Annotated in this window: 16 protein-coding genes and 1 pseudogene; 10 read left to right on the forward strand and 7 right to left on the reverse strand. The window is 67.6% G+C overall.

Features of this window, described 5'->3' with window-relative positions; genetic code table 11:
• Nucleotides 1–310 precede the first annotated feature (310 nt).
• The gene (locus tag CP970_RS07550; protein WP_055547798.1) at nucleotides 311–4,957 is read left to right on the forward strand and encodes an alkaline phosphatase family protein; all 4,647 of its coding nucleotides are present in this window, start codon (nucleotides 311–313) and stop codon (nucleotides 4,955–4,957) included.
• A gap of 338 nt (nucleotides 4,958–5,295) precedes the next feature.
• Here the strand turns inward: CP970_RS07550 and CP970_RS07555 are convergent, their stop codons facing one another.
• On the reverse strand, nucleotides 5,296–5,790 hold the full coding sequence (locus tag CP970_RS07555; RefSeq protein ID WP_055547807.1) for a hypothetical protein: 495 nt from the start codon (nucleotides 5,788–5,790) through the stop codon (nucleotides 5,296–5,298).
• Between the two features lie 272 nt (nucleotides 5,791–6,062).
• On the opposite strand from CP970_RS07555, the gene CP970_RS07560 reads away from it, so the two are divergent.
• From CP970_RS07560 to CP970_RS07605, 6 genes and pseudogenes are all read left to right on the forward strand, one after another.
• Nucleotides 6,063–6,392, forward strand: a complete 330-nt coding sequence (locus CP970_RS07560) for a transposase (RefSeq protein WP_055547796.1) — start codon at nucleotides 6,063–6,065, stop codon at nucleotides 6,390–6,392.
• 676 nt (nucleotides 6,393–7,068) lie between these two features.
• Nucleotides 7,069–7,647 carry a TetR/AcrR family transcriptional regulator gene (locus tag CP970_RS07570; RefSeq protein WP_055547794.1) on the forward strand — a complete coding sequence of 193 codons (579 nt, stop codon included), beginning with the start codon at nucleotides 7,069–7,071 and terminating at the stop codon, nucleotides 7,645–7,647.
• Between the two features lie 112 nt (nucleotides 7,648–7,759).
• On the forward strand, nucleotides 7,760–9,055 hold the full coding sequence (locus tag CP970_RS07575; protein ID WP_055547792.1) for a hypothetical protein: 1,296 nt from the start codon (nucleotides 7,760–7,762) through the stop codon (nucleotides 9,053–9,055).
• 38 nt (nucleotides 9,056–9,093) lie between these two features.
• Nucleotides 9,094–9,975 carry an alpha/beta fold hydrolase gene (locus CP970_RS07585; protein ID WP_055547790.1) on the forward strand — a complete coding sequence of 294 codons (882 nt, stop codon included), beginning with the start codon at nucleotides 9,094–9,096 and terminating at the stop codon, nucleotides 9,973–9,975.
• 279 nt (nucleotides 9,976–10,254) lie between these two features.
• Nucleotides 10,255–10,443, forward strand: a pseudogene (locus tag CP970_RS07590) (phosphotyrosine protein phosphatase); the annotation flags it as partial.
• A 1,055-nt stretch (nucleotides 10,444–11,498) separates the two neighbouring features.
• On the forward strand, nucleotides 11,499–11,765 hold the full coding sequence (locus CP970_RS07605) for a hypothetical protein (protein WP_055547788.1): 267 nt from the start codon (nucleotides 11,499–11,501) through the stop codon (nucleotides 11,763–11,765).
• A gap of 485 nt (nucleotides 11,766–12,250) precedes the next feature.
• On the opposite strand, the gene CP970_RS07610 is transcribed toward CP970_RS07605, so the two are convergent.
• Nucleotides 12,251–12,676 (reverse strand): Rid family hydrolase, encoded by a 426-nt coding sequence (locus tag CP970_RS07610; protein WP_055547786.1) that lies wholly within the window; start codon nucleotides 12,674–12,676, stop codon nucleotides 12,251–12,253.
• Nucleotides 12,677–12,804: 128 nt separating this feature from the next.
• Here CP970_RS07610 and CP970_RS07615 point away from each other — a divergent pair, with 128 nt between their 5' ends.
• Complete coding sequence (locus CP970_RS07615) at nucleotides 12,805–13,314, forward strand: MarR family winged helix-turn-helix transcriptional regulator (protein ID WP_055547784.1); 510 nt, start codon at nucleotides 12,805–12,807, stop codon at nucleotides 13,312–13,314.
• A 74-nt stretch (nucleotides 13,315–13,388) separates the two neighbouring features.
• Here CP970_RS07615 and CP970_RS07620 read toward each other — a convergent pair whose 3' ends face one another.
• From CP970_RS07620 to CP970_RS07630, 3 genes are all read right to left on the reverse strand, one after another.
• The gene (locus tag CP970_RS07620; RefSeq protein WP_150493081.1) at nucleotides 13,389–14,309 is read right to left on the reverse strand and encodes a hypothetical protein; all 921 of its coding nucleotides are present in this window, start codon (nucleotides 14,307–14,309) and stop codon (nucleotides 13,389–13,391) included.
• A gap of 108 nt (nucleotides 14,310–14,417) precedes the next feature.
• Complete coding sequence (locus CP970_RS07625) at nucleotides 14,418–15,014, reverse strand: WD40 repeat domain-containing protein (RefSeq protein ID WP_150493083.1); 597 nt, start codon at nucleotides 15,012–15,014, stop codon at nucleotides 14,418–14,420.
• A gap of 321 nt (nucleotides 15,015–15,335) precedes the next feature.
• The gene (locus tag CP970_RS07630; protein ID WP_055547778.1) at nucleotides 15,336–15,572 is read right to left on the reverse strand and encodes a hypothetical protein; all 237 of its coding nucleotides are present in this window, start codon (nucleotides 15,570–15,572) and stop codon (nucleotides 15,336–15,338) included.
• A gap of 345 nt (nucleotides 15,573–15,917) precedes the next feature.
• Here CP970_RS07630 and CP970_RS07635 point away from each other — a divergent pair, with 345 nt between their 5' ends.
• Both CP970_RS07635 and CP970_RS07640 read left to right on the forward strand, forming a co-directional pair.
• Nucleotides 15,918–16,577 carry an MSMEG_1061 family FMN-dependent PPOX-type flavoprotein gene (locus tag CP970_RS07635; protein ID WP_055547776.1) on the forward strand — a complete coding sequence of 220 codons (660 nt, stop codon included), beginning with the start codon at nucleotides 15,918–15,920 and terminating at the stop codon, nucleotides 16,575–16,577.
• Between the two features lie 83 nt (nucleotides 16,578–16,660).
• Nucleotides 16,661–17,326, forward strand: coding sequence for a nitroreductase (locus CP970_RS07640; RefSeq protein WP_055547774.1), 666 nt, complete (start codon nucleotides 16,661–16,663; stop codon nucleotides 17,324–17,326).
• 67 nt (nucleotides 17,327–17,393) lie between these two features.
• Here CP970_RS07640 and arsB read toward each other — a convergent pair whose 3' ends face one another.
• Complete coding sequence (arsB, locus tag CP970_RS07645; protein ID WP_055554845.1) at nucleotides 17,394–18,500, reverse strand: ACR3 family arsenite efflux transporter; 1,107 nt, start codon at nucleotides 18,498–18,500, stop codon at nucleotides 17,394–17,396.
• On the reverse strand, nucleotides 18,500–18,811 hold the full coding sequence (locus tag CP970_RS07650) for an ArsR/SmtB family transcription factor (protein ID WP_055554847.1): 312 nt from the start codon (nucleotides 18,809–18,811) through the stop codon (nucleotides 18,500–18,502). The genes arsB and CP970_RS07650 overlap by 1 nt, the downstream gene beginning before the upstream one ends.
• Nucleotides 18,812–18,855 lie beyond the last annotated feature (44 nt).

The raw sequence follows: 18,855 nt of genomic DNA on the forward strand, positions 1-18,855 counted from the left end.
TGACGGTGGCCAGGCCAAGGTGATGGCTAGCCGTCGGCGCGCATGACGCACCTCCCCCCCATCGAGCGGTTGCGGGGTGCGGGATGTGCCGCCGATTGAGCCCGAAGTCCCCATGCGGGATGCCAACGCGCAGGCGAATTGCTCCAGGCCGGATTCCTCCACGTGCGCCGAACACGTCAGATCCGTCGCCACGAACTGATCTTGGACACCTTCGCTCGGGCTTCGCGCCACACGCTCTGAAATTGATCGCCTAGCCCGTGTACGGCCCTGTACGGATGCACCGCTCGTGGATGCGCGACGAGGAGCCACCATGCCAGTACTGACTGATGTCAGCATCACCTTCGACACGCACGACGACGACAAGGACAGCGACACCGTTGTCCACGTGTTCGTCAAGAACCGGCAGAGCACCACCGCCACCCCCGAGCAGGACTCCACCTTCATCGCGAACCGGCTCGCCTACGCGCGGTACCTCCCGACCGGTGACCTCAACGACAACGGCAACAACCCCTACCTGGCCTCCGGTATCGGCCTGGCGTCCTCGCAGAGGTTTCCCGACCCCTCGTCGCACACCTTCAGCCTCGCGCTGCGGCCTGGCCCGATCAGCCTGGAGGAGATCGCGCTGCCGGTCGTCAACATCCACATCCAGCCGAACGGCAACGACCGGTGGATCTTCAGCTACACCGTCAAGTTCACCTTCGACGACGGCCGCAGCTTCGCGTTCTCCTCGGACTTCAATGGTCCGGGGGTCATCCTGAACCAAAAGAACCTCAACTACTCCGGCATCTGCTCGGAGAACCCGCTGGTTCCGTCACCGGTGCTGAACAAGCCGACCTCCACAGCGATGCTGCACAGCGTCACGCTGGACATCGCGACGCACGACGACGACAAGGACGGCGACACCCAGCTCAGCGTGTTCATCAGCAACCGGGTGAACAGTTCGATCCACCAGCGCGTCGTCGACGCCCAGGACATCTTCTCGGGCCAGCACTTCGACGACCCGGGCACGAAGTCCATCACCTGGACGGTCGGTCCCGCCACGTCGGAGATCGCACCTATCGCCATGGCCGACATCGTGCTGCCGGTGATCGTCATCCGCATCTCCCCGAACGGGAACGACCGGTGGGTCTTCGACTACCGGCTGACCTTCACGTTCACCGACCCCGCCAACGCCGACCAGAAGGGCCTGGTCTTCTCCACCACGACGAGCGGGGTCATCCTGGATCAGGACAACACCGTGTTCTTCGGCGTCTACCAAGGCCCGTCGTTTCCCACGGTCACGCCACCGACGGCGCCCGTGCTGTCCAGCCGCCCGATCGACCACACCGACACCGGGAAGCCCAAACTCATCCCGGTCTCCCTGCTGCAGGCCAAGCTCGACGAGTTCATCAACCACCGCAACGACACCGACACCAGCCACTTTCCACCGCTGCGGAAGGTCCGACTGGACAACTCCGGCAGCTTCAACGGCGTCACACTGCCGGAGAGCTATCTGGACGTACGGTCGATCACCGCGGTGCAAGGGGGCGTCGCATACGTCAGCAGCCCGAGAAGCCTCGGACAGCTGGTGACCACGCTGAACATCGACAACGTCTACTTCAACACGATCGACAGCGCCTCCCTGACGGCCCGCATAGACCCGGCGGACCCGGCGCCCCTCACCATCACCCTGAAGTTCGACACCACCAGCAGCGAAAACGAGCTGGTCACCGCGCTGTTTGGGGGCGTGGACTTCCTCGACTTCGAGATCACGCTGCGGCTGACCCTCGGCGTCACGCACCGGGTGAGCCGGTTCGACGTCCACCAGAGCATGGTCGACCTGATGACGTGGATCCCCGACATGGAAAACATGACGGTCGTCGAGGAACATCCCGGCGGAACGCTCCCCAACTTCCACTACACCGGGACTTTCCTCGGCCAGCCCGTCGACCTGGTCACCCAAAACGGCAACATCAACAAGGTCTTCGGCGAGCAGGTCGTACAGGTGCGCCTGACGACCGGCAGCACCTTCGACCCGGGGGGAACGGTACGCCAGCGCATCCGCGACGAGATCCTCCGCACACTGGGCAAGCCCGATCCCATCACCGGGGACAGCCCACGTGACGGCATCAATGCCCTGGTGACGAGCCTGCTGCTCGGCGGCACCGCGGACGACGAGCGCAACATCGACGGCAACAACACCGTGCTCGACTCGATCGGCTTCGAGGGGGACAACCTCGTCATCCGCTACACCGGGGCCCCCAACGGGTTCGTGCCGCAGACGCCGGAGAACTTCCCGGCCGACTGGGACTTCTCGCCCGGGGCACTGACGAACATCGACCACATCGTGGTGCTGATGATGGAGAACCGGTCCTTCGACCACATGGTCGGCTACCTGAGTCTGCCGGTCGCCCAGGGCGGCGCGGGACGTACCGACATCGACGGGCTCAAGGGCGGCGAGTCCAACACCTTCAACGGCCAGACCTACCCCTCCTTCCCGCTCACCAGCACCTTCTTCTCACCGGACCCGCCCCACGGCCACGAGCCGACGCACCGCGCGATCAACGGCGGCCTGATGGACGGGTTCGTACGGAGCTGGGCCGAAGAGTACGGGCCCGAGCGGGCCGCGCAGATCATGGGCCACCACACCGCCGGCACGGTGCCGACCTACGACGCCCTCGCGCGAGACTTCGCCGTCGGCCACCGCTGGTTCGCCAGCCATCCCGGCCCCACCTTCGTCAACCGCTTCTACGAGCTGACCGGCAGGCCGAACGTCAGCAGCCGCGGATTCTGGGAGTTCCACGACTCCAGCCCGATCAGGCCGGCCTTCACCGAGACGATCCTCGACCACCTGTCCGACACGACCGACCCGGCGACCGGGCGACCTGTCACCTGGACCTATTTCGAGCAGGGGTACTGCTTCCTGCGGTTCTTCGAGAAGTACACCTTCGACGCCGAGCACATCGTCACCCTCGACGACGCCGACCGCGGCTTCCTCGCCCTGGCCAAGTCCGGCAACCTGCCGAGCGTGTCGTTCGTCGAGCCGCACTTCATCGAGCTGCCTCCGGATGCCAACGCCGACGGCCCGATCGCCGACGTCAAGGACGGCCAGGTCTTCGTCCAGAAGATCGTGGACGCTGTGGTCGCGAGCCCCGCGTGGGACAGCACCCTGCTGCTGGTGGTCTACGACGAGCACGGCGGGTTCTACGACCACGTGCCTCCGGCGGCCGCGCTCCGGGTCTCGCCGGACCTGCCCGTCGACACGCACGGCGTCCGGGTCCCGGCGTTCGTCGTCTCGCCGTGGACGGCTCCCGGCACCGTCTTCGGGCACGACGGGACCGATGCCTCAACGCCGACCCACCGGGGCGACCTGCACTTCGACCACACCTCGATCCCCAAGACGATCGCGCGTCGTTTCCTGAGCGCGAATCCGCCCTACCTGGGTGCCCGCTACGCCGCCGCCAACGACCTGTCCGCAGTGCTCAGCACCCAGCGGCAACAGCACCAATTCCGGCCGTTCATCCCCCACCACTTCCAGTTCAGGGCCACCCAGACCACGCTCGGCCCGAAAGACGGCATCTCCGCCGCCAAGGCTTCGATGTGGCAGCTCGCGAGCGACGGGAGTGCGGGGCAGGAGTTCTCCTTCGAACAGGCCGGCGACTCGGTGTACATCCGCAGCCGGGCCAGCAACCTCTACCTGACGGTGGACAGCCCGGCCGGCGCCTCGGCGCCGACACTGAATGCGGCTCCGCCGGGTGTCATCGAGGACGTCAAGTACCTCCCCGGTCCGCCGTCGGCGAGCACGGGTCCGGTCATCAACCCGTCTGGAGACGCGCGGCAGAAGTGGCTGCTTCGTCCGGTGGCCCTCGCCGACTCCGCCGACGACCTGTTCGTGATCCAGAGTCTCGCGGTCCCCGGCGCGTTCCTGCAGCCGGTCGACCCGACCCAGCCCGGTCCGGTGGTGCTGCGCGCCAACGCCCTTGCCAGCGGCCTGGACCCCCAGCTGGCCTGGAAGGTCACCAGTCCGCTGCTCGGCGTCTTCCCGCTCGGCTCTTCGATCGCGGTGGCCCGCAACCTGGATGGGCGACTGGAGTTCTTCGGGACCGACGACGTCGGCAACCTCTGGAACACCCATGAACGAACCGCCAGTGGAGACCTCGTGCGCTGGACGATCCTCGATCAGGGGCCCGGATGGCGGTCCGTCACCGCGGCCGGCAACCAGGACGGGCGGATCGAGCTCTTCGCCATCCACGGGTCGGGCACCGTCATCCGCCGCGCGCAGACCGCCCCCAACGCCAGCACCTACACCCAGCCCCAACGGTTCGACGGATCCTTCGCGACAGCGGCCGCCGTGACCGACCAGTGGGGGGGCCTGCACCTCTACGCCAACCTCAACACCGGGCACATCCAACACCGCTGGCAGGACTCCCTCAACGACGACAGCGCGACGACCGGATGGTTCACCCCATGGACCCCGCTCAGTGGTGCGGTGACTCGCATGACCGTAAGGACCGGCAGCGACGGGCGCGCCGTTCTCATCGGGATCACCGAGGAGGGAACGCTCTTCCAGCGCAAGATGAACGCCCCGAACGCTCAGACCGAGAACGAGTGGGGCGCGATGATCCCGCTGGACGGCCTGCTCGAGTCCGTCCAGCTGGCCCTGAACAACGACGGACGCCTCGTCCTCTTCGGCGCCGACTCCGACGGTCAGCTCTTCCAGCGCATCGAGACGACCCCCCACAGCGCCAGCTGGGGACCATGGATGTTGCTCCCGACACAATTCGAGGGGAGAACCCTGCGGATACGACACGTAGGCGCCGAGAGGAACGGATCGCGCGAGAGAATGGAACTCTACGCCGTCGACGACACGGGGATGCTCTACCGCACCAAGCAGCTCGCCCCCAGTAGCAACACCTGGAGTGCCTGGGGCATCCTCAACTTTCACCTGCGCCCCACTCTCACGTCCGCAGGAGCGTGAACGGGCGGCAGTCAGTTGATGCGATGTCTGCTGGCATGCTCACGCAAGGTGCGATCGGTTTAAGCCCCGGCAGCCCTGCGACCTCGTGACGCAGAGGAATTACGCAGAGCTGCAACTGGTCGAGCGGACACCCAAGAGGAACCTGGGCGTGGGCAGTACCGGCCGCGACGAGCCCCGCCTCTCCACGGCCGGTCCCGCCTCAACAGGGACGCCGGTGCAGCGGGAATGTGTTGGCGCACAGGAATTGAAGCTGATGGGCTCGACACCACGTACGTACGAGGGCGAAGTGTCGAGATGGGGGCGCACGCCCCCATCAACGCGAAGGCGGTCGAGCAGGACTACGAGGCCATACCCAACCGGCCGACGCCCGGCGTACCGAACAGGTCGTCAAAGCGGCGGGCTCCCCGGGTGGAGATCAGAAAGTACGGGGCGCCCGATCCCGCAATGCTGTGTGGCCCTTTCTGCCCCGCGACGAGTACGTCGTACGGCGAGTGCACATCCAGGCCGTCGAACACGTAGTAGACCGGGAGCTGTGTCCAGGCAACGAGCTGCAAATGCGCCGTCACCGCGGACCGTTCGACGGCATGGCGGCCTGTTCGCCTGCTGGTCATGCCGCCCTTGCAGTCGATCAGGACGAGGTCTGTGGCCTTGGCCGCGATGAGATCCGGGAACCAGCGGATGGAACTGTCGGTCTTCCGGAGCGCGCATTGAAGCGCCCGGCTCAGCTGCCCCTGGCCCCAGAAGTCGACTTCCCAGCCACGCTCGGCGAGTTGTTCGGCGACGTACCGCTCATGCGCGTCACCCATTGCTTTCCGCTGCTGAAAGCTCGTCATGGGTGCAGTGTGGCCCGCAGAACGAAGCAGGTAACCCAGCATGGATTGAACCCGGACAGTCCCATTCAGTCTCACTAGTTCTCACTGCGTTCGCCGCAGTCCGTGGACGTCCGGCTACGTCCGCACACCAGTACCGCAACTTGGCCGAAATTCGGCAGCAAAACTGCGCGGCCTACCGGCGGCCCGTCCCGAAGCAACTCCGCCTCTATGCCCGGGAGTCTGTCCCTCCCCTCGTAGCGTGGAGTCCGTGATTGCAGGGGAAGTTGAGGTTCATGGGAACCGAGAAGCGGACGTATGACGCCGAGTTCCGTGAGGGTGCTGTACGCATCGTGATCGAGACCGGGAAGCCGGTCCCGCAGGTCGCCGAGGAGCTCGGCATCCACGCGGGCACGCTGCACAGCTGGGTGTCGCGCTGGCGCCGCAACGGGACGGCGTCGTCCGACCGGCCCGCGCCGGAGGCGGCCGGCGGGCGGATGCGGGAGAGCGAACGCACGGAACTGGAACGGCTGCGGCGGGAGATGAGCGAGAAGAACAAGCGGATACGCGAGCTGGAAATGGAGCGTGATGTCCTCAAGCGATGCATGGTCCTCTGGGTGAAGTGACCGTGACGGACCCGGCTGGCCTGGCCGCGTTCATCGGTAGCCAGAGGACCGAAAACCACGTCCCGCACCGTCTGACCTGCAAGATTGTCGGGGTGTCGGAGTCCTGGCTCGGCGAGGCCCGTCGCAGCCCCAACTACGAAGCGCCAAAAGCGCCCCACGAGTCACAGGAAAGTCACCAACACCATCGACGCACCGGGATCACGGCACCAGGACGGGTGCAAACGCCATCGTTTCGGACCACGTGGACGCCTGAAGACGGTTTCTACGACCTGTGCCAGGTGGCACCGAGGGAGGCACCCAAGATCAGGACCGGTGCGTCTTCCGGCCCGTCAAAGCGGTATTGCAGGGTGTTCTTCGGTGTCTCGCTCATCCGCCCGACCCTACTCATCCGTCACGAGGGCCCCTATGAGTGGGGTCTTGAATGTTGCTGTCTGACCAGATGGAAGACCTCCCGGGCCGCCGCGCGGCTCCCCACTTCCTGACCTGATTGCGTGTCCACTCCCAGCACCGCCTCCCTCGCAGGGCGACGACGACGGGGCTGCGGAGCAGGTGGCGTACTGGACGCCGCCGGGGACGCCGACGACGAGTAGCCGTGAGGCCGGCCTGCGGGGCAGCACATGGTCAGGCCGCAGCCCTCTTTCTTGAGCGTACGATCCAGATAGATTACGGTGGAGCCATGGCAAGGACCCGGGAGTTCGACACCGAGGCGGCGGTGAGTCGCGCCATGGAACTGTTCTGGATGCGCGGGTATGAGGCCACTTCGGTTCGCGACCTGACCCAGCACCTGGGGATCGGGCAGGGATCCTTGTATGCCGCGTTCGGCGACAAGGAGGGCCTGTACCGGGCGGCGCTGGAGCACTACCGCACCACTCTCGCGGCGGCCGCCCTGCGCAGCCTGGAGGAGGGGGCGGATGCCCGCTCCGCGATCCGTACGATGCTGGTCGAGCGGGTCCGGATCGCCGTGGAAGACGACGGCCGGGGCTGCCTGGCGGTCAATGCCGCCTGCGAGCGCCTGCCGAAGGACGCTGCGATCCGGCGCACCGTGCGGGACATGCAGGACGCCAGTCGGGACGCGCTCGCGGAGGTGCTGCGGGTCGCGGCGGAGCGGGGTGAGATCGCGGCGCGGTACGACCCGCACACGCTGGCCGCCTACCTCGTCACGTTCCTCAACGGACTGCTGGTCTCCTCGAAGATCACCCCGGATGCCCGTGCCCTCGAACCCCTCGTGGAGGTCGCCCTGGCCGCCCTCGGCTGACTTTTTCATGCCCGCAAACTGTATCGAGCGATCCACAAAAGAGGCCGGAGGCCGCACAGACACGCGATCCGGCGACATCCACCGCTACTTCATCGAGAACCGAGGAGGACCCGTGCCCCCCGCACCCACCCCGAACACACCCGCTCTCGGCGGCAGCCGCTGGAACACCTTCCCCGCCGCCGGCACCGTCCTGACAGCCCGCGATTTCTTCACCGCCACCGAGCCGCTGCTGCAGGGCATCATCGATGACAACGCCCTCACCAGCGCCGACGGCGAGGTACTGGAAGACCAGATCCGCGCGACACTCGCTCTCGGCACCCGGGAGACCTCCCTGCCGCTGGCCATCGGCCCGGACAGCGCCTCGGCAGCGCGCGAACTGGGCTCACAGGCCGAGACGATCGGCCGGGAGCTGGCCTTCTGGGCCACCTCGACCCTGGAGCGGCTGCTCACCGACCGAATACCGCTCCCTGCGGGGCCGCTGGTCGTCCGCAGCCACTGCTACGGCCACCTGCTCACCCCTCCCGCAGCCGATCTGCTCCTCGGCCGCCGCGGCGGGCCCGTCGCCATGCAGCTCTACAACGAGTGGCTGCATCAGATAGTCCTGCTGCGCGACGCCCTGCTGCCCTTCACCAACTGGCAGGACGTCCCGCTCCGGATCACCCCGACCGGACTGCGGCACACCGAACCGGCCCGCGACGCATTCCTCACCGAACTACTGGTCCGCCAGATCCGGCACACCAGCATCGTGGGCTTCGCCCACCACGTCGTCACCGGCACCTCCGGCCCGGCCGGCTACGGCTTCGAGGCGGGCGGCGGCACCGCCCTGCCCGCCGTCCTCGGCCTGCCGCCCCTGGCCGCACCCCGGCACCTGCTGACCTGGCGCGCCGACCCGGCCGCCGAAGACACCGTCACGTATGTCGCCGAAGTGCAGGACTACTACGCCGCCCCCCGCACCCTCGTCGAGGACCTGCCGCCCGCCGACACCGCATCGGGGTCGCTCACTGCCCGTACCGTCGCCGGGCCGGTCGCCGACGGGGCCCGCACCGCCCGTATCGAGGTCACCCACGAAGGCACCACCGCTCACGTCGACCTCGGCCAGGCTCTGCGCGGCCACCGCTTCGCACACCGGCCGGACCCCACCTCAGGCGACGCACACTCCGATGCCGCGCCCCGCACCGCAGCTGTGTGGTCCGCACTGCGCGCACCAGGGCTGGTGTGGACACAAGCAGGTGACGTCACCCTGGACGCCACCGGCCAGGACGACCTCGTCGTACTGGCCCTGCTCGGCCGGCTCTACCCGGAAAACGTCACCCTGCGCCCCGCCGACCATTCCGCTGCCCGGACAACCACGGACGGCACCGGGCCGAGCCGTCTGGTGACCCTCGTCGACCCTCCGCCAGCCCGCTGACACCCGCATCGCCAAGTACACCGGGAAGGTTGGAGAACATGATGTTCGACCATGAAGGAACGCCCGTCCGCACGGGCCGAGCCGCCGTCAACGGAACGAGTCTGCACTACCGCACAGCAGGGTCCGGCCCCGCGGTGGTGCTCCTGCACGGGGTGCCCAAGACCGGCTACCACTGGCGCCACCTCGTTTCGAAGCTGACACCCCACTACACCGTCGTCGTCCCGGACCTTCGCGGTCTCGGCGACTCCGCCCGCCCCTCGGACGGCTATGACTCCGCGACGATGAGCGACGACATCGCCGAGCTGATGACCCACCTCGAACACGAGACATACGCCGTGGCGGGCGAGGACTGGGGCGCGGTGATCGGCTACCAGCTCGCCGCCCGCCACCGTGACCACGTCACCGCTCTCGTCTTCGCCGAGGCACTGTTCCCCGGATTCGGCTTCGAGGACCACACCGCCCTCACCCCCGAGAACGTCTCCAGCGGCATGCACCTGTGGCATCTGGGCTTCTACTTCCAGCCGGACCTACCCGAGATGCTGATCGCCGGACACGAGCGCGAGCTGATCACCTACATGATCAAGTTCGAGCGCAGCCACCCCGACAGCGCCACCTCCGACGCGGTCGAAGAATACGTGCGCTGCTACTCCATGCCCGGCGGCATCCGCGCGATGCTCTCGATCTACCGGGCCATGCTCGTCGACGCCGAACAGAACCGGCAGGCCGCACAGAAGAAGCTGGACATCCCGGTTCTGGCGCTCGGCGGATCCGCGTTCATCGGCGACCGCAACGAGTCCCAGATGCGGCTCATGGCCCACGACGTCACCGGACACGTATTCGACGCCGGCCACGATCTGGCGGAGGAAGTGCCCGACGAGATGGCCGACGTCGTCCTGCCGTTCCTGGCCGCGCACCGGTAACCGCAACCGGCCGGCGAGACCGGCGATCTGAAGTGGCCCGGCAGGGTGAGGGGGCCTCGTGGCTGAAACGAACGATCTTATTCCGCACAGCCACACAGCCACACAGCCACGAGGCCCCCTCACCCTGACCAGCGCCCGGCGGACGCGCTCCAAGCACTCCTCGACGAAACGAAATTGAGCACCACGCACAACCCTGGGAACCCGGGAAAACACCGTCCCGCCCTGATCACTGCCGTGCTCTCCTGTGCAACGTTCACGGCCGGAGTCGCGGGCCGCGGCGCATCCCGCTACGTCATCACCATGGGCTGCGGCGACGCCTGCCCGATCTTCCCCGGCAAGCAGTACCTCGACTGGACCCTCGAAGACCCCGCCGGCAAGGGCGTTACGGCGGTCCGCCCGATCCGCGACGAGATCAAGACCCGCATCGAGGCCCTCATCACCGAGATCGACGCACGCCTGGAGGTGTGACGATCATGGACAGCGGATCCGGCGCACTGTCCGCCAGAGCCGGCACCCATGCCGTACGCGAGGTCATCATCACCGGCTCGGGGCCCGTGCGTTGCACCGCCGTGCTGTACACGCCCGCGCCGACCTCAAGCTCCTCGTCCTTGGCGGCGCCACCTTCGTCGGCGGCTCCCTGACCACGACCACCAAGGTCGAGAACTACCCGGCTTCCCCGAGGGCGTCCAGAACCCCGAGTTCATGGCTGCGTCGTCCGATGCCAGGTGCTTGGGCAGCACATGCTCGACCTCGTAGCCCTTACTGAGGGTTTCGCCCTGCGAGGTGCGTTTGATCCCAGGTCAAGTTCCGCGCCAGGTAAGGGTGGCTTCACCGGTGGGGAGGCGGGTCATGAGGTCGGTCATCGCTGGGTGGGTCATGGCTTCGGAGCGGTGCGGATGCGTCTCGTAGGCAACTGGGCGCAATCGCCCTGGCCGTGCTCGCCGTCCAGGTATACGGCTGGAACCTGCGGATCAAGTCCGGCTGCTTGCCTGCCTCACTGCTGAACAGGGCTTCGGCGCAGTCGTTATGCGTTCGATTGTTGACGGTTTACCAGCTCATGGGTGTGCCGGTAGCGAGAAGAAGAGACTTCCCGATACTTCGTGCGTCGGCGCATCATGCGAACCATCTTGTTGGATGGTCCGCATGATGTCGCCAATGACTTTAACCGTGGAACCCACTCCGACCACGCCGCCCCTGAGCCTCCGTCCCTGGTGGGACTCGGATACAGCCACAATTGTCGCCGCCCACCGCGACGAGGCGATGCGCCGCTGGTTGACGCGTCCGATCTACGACGAGGACGAGGCCCGCGCCTGGATCACCGACCAGGAAACGGGCTGGGTGGACGGCACCCATCTGAGGACACTGGCGACCGGCGTGGGCTATTGGACGGTGGCCGCAACCCGCGGCAAAGGCATCGCGTCGCGCTGCGTCAAGACCGCCACGGAGTGGCTCTTCGGCGAACAGGACGTCATGCCCGCCGACGAGATTGAGCTGCTGCACACAGTCTCCTGCAGGAGGCGTTCATGGAGCAGCCGGTCGTACTTCCGGAACTCGGGAAGAACGTACCGGATGTCGAACTCCTGGGCAGGCGCTTCGAGCTTGTGGACCTTTTGGTACAGAGCTCGAGCCAGCACTTCACGGACGCCACGCACTTCCAGGTCTTGGAGGAGTTCTTCGATCGGAACCTTCTTGAGAAGGCCATCCCTTTCATGCAGAAGAGGACCCGGGAGCGTACGGCGGACATGCTGAGCGGGCACGAACTCCCCATGCCTGAAGGATTGCTCGGGTAGGCGACCTACACACGATTTGGGCCCCACTCGTAAAGAAGTAGGGCCCCAATCGGCTTGAGCCTGTCGGGGATCTTGGAGTTACCGAGTCAGCTGCCCGAGATCCGCCAGGACTGCGGCCGGGATATCTCGCGATGGTCGAGGTAGTTCTGGAAAGCGTTCGGTCGGATGTGCGCCTTTCGCTGCCCTGGGCAGCGGCTCCACGCTCCTGAGGGTCTTCGGGTACGGCAGTTCGATCGCATCGGCGGCGGGCACGGCATGACCTCACTCACGCCGCCCTCCAAGTGGAACAGCTTCAGGCCGCGCAACCGGGGCCGGAACCGGCAGCGCCGAGGACGCTTCCCGCGCCTTCGGGTTCTCAAGGGCGAAGGGCTACGACTTGGTCCCCCGCGGCGAATTCCCCTGACGCGCTGCACGCAGAAGCCTCTATGAGCGGGGGGTGCTGGCTGCAGCCGTTCGACCAGGTGGAAGACCTCCCGGTCCGCGGTTCAGTTTCCGGAGCCGACGATGGCGGTGACGCGGATCTCCACGCGCATGGCGGCGAGGCCGAGGACCGTGACGCCGGTTTCGGTCCAGATCGGCGCGCGGCCGCCGAGGCGGCGTCGGAACTGCTCGGCCATGACCCTGTTGTGGTCGTCGCCGATGACGTCATCTCCCGGTGTGACCTTGTGGTACGAGTTGACGTGGATGACGTCCTGCCATGTCGCGCCGACCGTGGCGAGCGTGCGCTCCACGTTGTCGAAGGCCTGGATGATCTCGTCCTCCAGCGATTCGGGGATGACCAGGTCGTCATCCACCCCGGCCTGTCCGGAGATCTCGACCCGGTCGTCGACGCGGACGGCCCCGCTGTAGCCGAGGGCCGCGTGCAGCTTCTCGCCGTAGCCCGGGGTGATGCCGAAGGTGACGGTGCTCATGATGCTTCCTCTTCCTGTGCATAGCGGCGCGTTTCCCCGCGCATGACTTCACGCGTAAAGTGATGCTAGCAAACGATGACTTCACGCGTGAAGTGATGGCGGACTTCGCCGGAAGGACGGGAAGATCCATGAGTGGTACGGAAGGGCCCATGAGCGGCGCGAGCGAGGACGCGGACGACGAGGAGCTGCGATGGCTCGACGAGCAGGAGAAGGCGGCATGGACAGGGCTGATCTCCCTCGTCCTGCTGCTGCCCGGCAAGCTGGAGTCGCCGCTGCGGCAGGAACACGGCCTCACCCTGTTCGAGTACCTCGTGCTCAGCCACCTCTCCGAGTCCCCGCGGCGCAAGCTGCGGATGGGCGAGCTCGCCTTCCTCGCCAGCGGGTCGCTCCCCCGCCTGTCCAACGTCGTCAAACGCTGCGAACAGCGCGGCTGGGTCGTACGGACACCCGACCCGGGCGACGGTCGATACACCCTCGCCGAACTCACCGACGACGGCTTCGACATCGTGCGCCTGGCAGCGCCCACGCATCTGCGCGCCGTACGCCGCGTCGTCCTCGACTCGCTCAACACGGCCGACCAGAAGGCCCTCGCCCGCATCGCGCAGAAACTCCGCATCGGTACCGACGACTTCGGCTGACGGCGATGTCGTGACGTCGTGACGTCAGGTGTGCTCGATGCCAGGTACGTGCGGGCGTTGGCCGGAGCCGCACTTCAGGCGCGGCCGTCGAACGTCGACCCGAGCAGGACCTGCGCCCACCGGGCCGGTCCCTCGCCGGGGTCGCTGACGCAGAACCACAGGGTGCAGGTGCCCGACGGGTCCTGGAGCGCGGTGAGTTCGCCCGCCCGGCCGTTCCTGGGGAGTTCGGGGCCCTGGCCGCGTTCGACGGGGATCGCGTTGGGAGTCATCGGCAGCGGCGGGTTCAGCGCGTCCGACCGGCGCGGTAGCAACCGGAGTTGAGCGCCCGCCTCCGACTCGAAGTGGCCGCCGTTCGCGCTTCCGGGGCCGAGCCCGGACACGCCAGGAGACCCTTCTCCGAGGACACCGATGCCCAGCGCGCTCTGCCCGCGTACGCCAGGAGCGAGGGTGCTCTTCCCCTCCACGCCGAAGCTGTTCTCGCTCTCACCGCGCACTCCACCGTCGTCGCCCTTGCCCCGGACGCCGATGCCGACGGCCCTGCCGAGCACGGCCGACGGATCCGCGGCCTCCCAGGCGGCGTCCCTGGCCGCGCCCTGTCCGTAGCCGAGCACGCCGGGCGTACCGCGCCCGAAGACGCCGGGCAGGGCGGTGCCGCCCGCGCCCAGCACGCCCGCCTGCACCTGCTGTTCCTGCGCCTTGTCGCGGGGTGCGCCATGTACGTAGCCGACGACGCCGTTCGCCCCGGTGGCGACCATTCCGTTGCCCGCCGGCTGACCGGGGAAGGCGATGGTCCCCTTGGCGTGGAGGGCGTCCACCCCCTCGGAGGCGTCCCGCAGCACCTTGTCGTTCTCGATCGCCACCCTCAGTACGAAGTCCTCGCCGTAGCCGTCGAGCGCATCGCCCCCTCCCTTGGCGACCAGGATGGTGCGCTCCTCGCTCTCGTTGGTCCGCCCCACGACCATGTCGTCCCCGGCGTTGTCGGCTCCTGATCCCATCGTTCTCCCCCTTCGGACATCGGCCGGATTCGTGCTCCAACTCCCTTATACGGGTGGGGAAGCCGGACCAACCCGTTCCAGACAGAGTCAGATTCCGTGACCTCCGGTTCACGGCGGTCCGTCGTCCTCGATCCCACCCGCGGTCGACCTGCCGTCCGGACTCAGCGCCACAGCGCCGGCGGCGCGGTCCATGAACGAGGCAGTGAGGTGGCCGGTGCCGGTGTTCCACAACCGGACGCCACCCGTCCCGGCGGTGGCCAGCATCTTGCCGTCGTGACTGAAGGCCACGGCGTGGGTTGCCTCGTCGCCGAGAAAGGTCTTGGTCTTGCTGGTGCCTTTGCCGGAAGTCCTCCGCATCCAGCAGCCGTCCGTCGTACCGGTGACCACGTGTTGCCCGTCGGGGCTCAGCGCCAAGGCGGTCACGCTGCCCTCGGGCTTCTGATCACTGACCATGCGCCGCCCGGACACGTCCCACGGCCGGATTCGGCTGGGCGCGTCCTGGACGTCGAAGGCGGAGGCCACGAACATGCCGTCGCCGCTGAAGGCGAGTGCCCCGTAGGTGATGGTGCCCCGCTCCTCCCGATCTCCGCTCCGGAGCTCGACGGTGCCGACGCAAGTGGCCGGATCGCGCAGCCTGACCCCGCCTGCGCTGCCGGTCGCGAGTGCGCGGCCGTCGGGACTGAACGCCAGAACCGCGGCGCCCACGCTACTGAGCTTGGTGTCCGTCTCCTTCGGCCACAAGAGCACAGCGGCAGTGCCACCGCCCCCCGCCGGGGCTGGTCTTTCTGCCCCTGCGCCGGTGCGGCCTGCCGCGGCGTCCCTGGAGTCTCAGGGGCAGGATCCGGGTCCGGCGGTCTCCACCGGTTGCGCGCCAGCACGATGGTGTGCCCGTCGTTGCGGGCACGCTGCTGAGGGACGGGACGGGACGGCGCGGTCTGGCGGCCTGGAGGGCGTGGCGCACGCGCCGGAAGACATCGCTCGTGTTCAGCATGTCCGGGGCTCCGGGCACTCCCTCCTCCAGGGCCTTCACCAACTCGCCCGTGAACGCGGTGTACGTCTCGCCCAGTGGCGCCAGCCCGGGAGCGGTCCGGGAGCGGTCTTCGCGGTGGACGTCATGATGTAAGTGCCGTCGACGCGGGCCCTGTTGACGACCTCCTCCTCCGCGGCGCCCATGTACCCCTCCAGGGCGGTGCCGCAGTAGCAGCAGTCGAGGATGACGAGTCGGCTCTGCGCACGGCAGTTCACCACGAGCTCGTGGCGCACCCGGTCGTAGTCGACCGCGCGGTAAGATGATCACCGCCCGCGACCGCGCGGGTCCGGGAAGGTCATCGGCTGTCTTCCGGTCCGCCTCCACTCGGACGGTCATCCGCTCGTTCCCCTTCGTCCCCGTCGTCCCCTGAGGCTGCCTCCGCCGTTGAACGTAGGGGTGACGGGTGGAGCGGTGGGACGCGCACCGCGCCAAGCCGCTTAGGGCAACGCCAAGTTCAGCGCCGTCAGGCCGTGTCCCATCACGAGGTTGATGGCCTCAAGCGCCCCCATGGAGCCGGTCGAAGGCTCCAACACGCCGAGTCCGCGACCGGAGCAGGTGTGGCCGATTAGGGTCGAGGCATGACTATGCCCCTTACCGACAGTGCCTTCGACTCGCTCCGCCTCGACGCCGTGCCCGACCAGGAGACGCTGCGCCGGGTCTACCCGCTCCCCAACGACGGAGCCATGCGGAAGGAGATGCCCGAACTCACCGAACAGACCCAGCGGTTGATCGGTCTCTCTTCACTGGTCCTGGTCTCCAGCGCGGACGCCGAGGGCAATTGCGACGTCTCCCCGCGCGGCGGCCCCGCCGGGTTCGTCGCCGTCCTGGACTCACGGACGGTGGCCATACCGGACGCGACCGGCAACAAGCGTCTGGACACCCTGCAGAACGTCATCGCCACCGGACGGGCCGGGCTGCTGTTCGTCATCCCGGGGCGCACCACGACCCTCAGGGTGAACGGCCGGGCCTGCGTCTCCACCCGCCCTGAGCTCCTGTCCCAGCTGACCGCCGTGGGCAAACCGCCGGCCAGCGCGCTGGTGCTGGGGATCGAGGAGGTCTACCCGCACTGCCCCAAGTCACTGCTGCGCAGCGCCGCCTGGAAGCCTGAGCAGTGGCTGTCGAAGGACGCCCAGCCGACCTCGGCCGAGGTGACACTGGCCCAGCTGCGCAGGCCGGAACTGACGATCGCCGACATCGAACAGGCGGAGGCGGACTCGCTCAAGTACCGGTACGAGTAAGCGACTCAAGTACCCGTGCGAGTAACCGATACGAGTAGCCGGTACGAGCAACAGGGCCGACCGACGGCGTGTGAAGGTGAGACGTGGACGTATATGAAGCCGTCGACAGCCGCAGGGCCGTGCGCGCGTTCAGCGATGAGCCGGTGCCCAAAGAGGTGCTCGAACGCGTGCTGGCCGCGGCGGCGCGGTCCCCTTCCAGCGGGAACCTCCAGCCTTGGCACGCGTACGTCGTGACCGGCGAGCCCCTGGCCGAGCTGAAGAGGCGCGCGACGGCCAGGGCGCTCGCGGGAGACCCCGGTGACGAGCGGGAGTATCCGATGTACCCGGCCGGGCTGGCCGCACCGTATCTGGACCGCTTCTCCGCCGCGGCCGGACAGCGGTACGAAGCGCTGGGAATCCAGCGCGACGACGTCGACAGGCCGAAGAAGATCGCCGCGTTGAACTCGGAGGCGTTCGGCGCGCCGGTCGTGCTGTTCTGCTACCTCGACCGGGCGATGGGGCCCGGGCAGTGGGGGGACGCGGGCATGTACCTGCAGACGGTCATGCTGTTGCTGAGGGCGGAAGGGCTGCACAGCTGCCCTCAGGTGATGTGGACGATGTATCGCGAGACCGTCAGTCGGACGGTCGGAGTCGATGACGGGCTCGTGCTGTACTGCGGTGTCGCGGTGGGGTTCGAGAAGGAAGGCGTGCCGCGTCTTCGTACGGGGCGGGCGGACGTGACGGAGACGGTGAGCTTCATCGGAATCTGACCCGGCGGCCCGCCGACCCGCTACCCCACCACCCCACCCCACGCGCCGACCCCATCGGCGCGTGAGGTCATGAACTCAGCTGGGACGCTGCGAACTTCCCGCGCCAGGCCAGCGACACGTACACCAGCGCCACCAGCACAGGGACCTCGATCAGCGGGCCGACGACGCCCGAGAGTGCCTGGCCGGAGGTGACGCCGAAGGTGGCGATGGCGACCGCGATGGCCAGCTCGAAGTTGTTGCCCGCCGCCGTGAACGCGAGAGTCGCGGTGCGGTCGTACGACAGACCGATGGCCTTGCCGAGGAAGAACGTGCCGAACCACATGACCGCGAAGTACACGAGCAGCGGCAGCGCGATCCGGACGACGTCCAGCGGCTGCGACGTGATCGTCCTGCCCTGCAGGGCGAAGAGGATGACGATCGTGAAGAGCAGCCCGTACAGCGCCCAAGGGCCGATCTTCGGCAGGAAGTCGGACTCGTAGCGCTCGCGGCCCAGCTTCCGCTCGCCGATCCCGCGGGTCAGGAACCCGGCGAGCAGCGGGACGCCGAGGAAGACGACGACGTTCAGCGCGATCTTCCACATCGAGATGTCCAGGTGCTGGCCGTCACCGAGGCCGAGCCAGTTCGGCAGCAGGTCCAGGTAGAACCAGCCGAGCAGGCCGAACGCCAGCACCTGGAAGACCGAGTTGAGGGCGACGAGCACGGCGGCGGCCTCGCGGTCGCCGCACGCCAGGTCGTTCCAGATGATGACCATGGCGATGCAGCGGGCCAGACCGACGACGATCAGTCCGGTGCGGTACTCCGGCAGGTCCGCGAGGAAGGTCCAGGCGAGCGCGAACATCACGGCGGGGCCGACCAGCCAGTTGATGACCAGCGACGACACCATCAGCCTCTTGTCGCCGGTGACGGCGTCGAGCTTGTCGTAGCGGACCTTGGCGAGCACCGGATACATCATGACCAGCAGGCCGATGGCGATCGGCAAGGAGATGCCGCCGATCTCGACCTTCGCGAGAGCGTCGTTCAGGCCGGGGACCAGGCGCCCGAGACCCAGGCCGAGGGCCATGGCGAGGAGGATCCACAGGGCCAGGAAGCGGTCCAGCGTCGACAGCTTCGCGACGATCGAGGCGTCACCACCCGCCTTGGCGGGTGCGGCGACGCCGGGTTCGGTCGCGGTCATCAGCAGGCTCGCTTTCGGTTCGTCTCGACGGTGGTACGAGCCTGGGCGGCTAGTTCGCCGAAGGCGGCGGAAAGGCCCTCAAGGACCTCGGGGCGGAGCTTGTAGTAGGTGAAGCGGCCGCAGGGCTCGGTGTCCACCACGCCCGCCTCACGCAGCACGCGCAGATGGTTGGAGAGGTTCGTCTGCCGGGCGCCGGTCTCCTCCACGAGGTGGGTGGTGCACAGGGTCTCGCGGGCGAGCAGGGTCACGATCTGGAGCCGCAGCGGATCGGCCAGGACGCGGATCAGATCAGTGGTGGCTGACGTCAGCATGGGCTGATACTTTCACATCAGTGACGGGTGATGCCACGTCCCGT

Source organism: Streptomyces kanamyceticus (assembly GCF_008704495.1).
GTDB classification, from domain to species: domain Bacteria; phylum Actinomycetota; class Actinomycetes; order Streptomycetales; family Streptomycetaceae; genus Streptomyces; species Streptomyces kanamyceticus.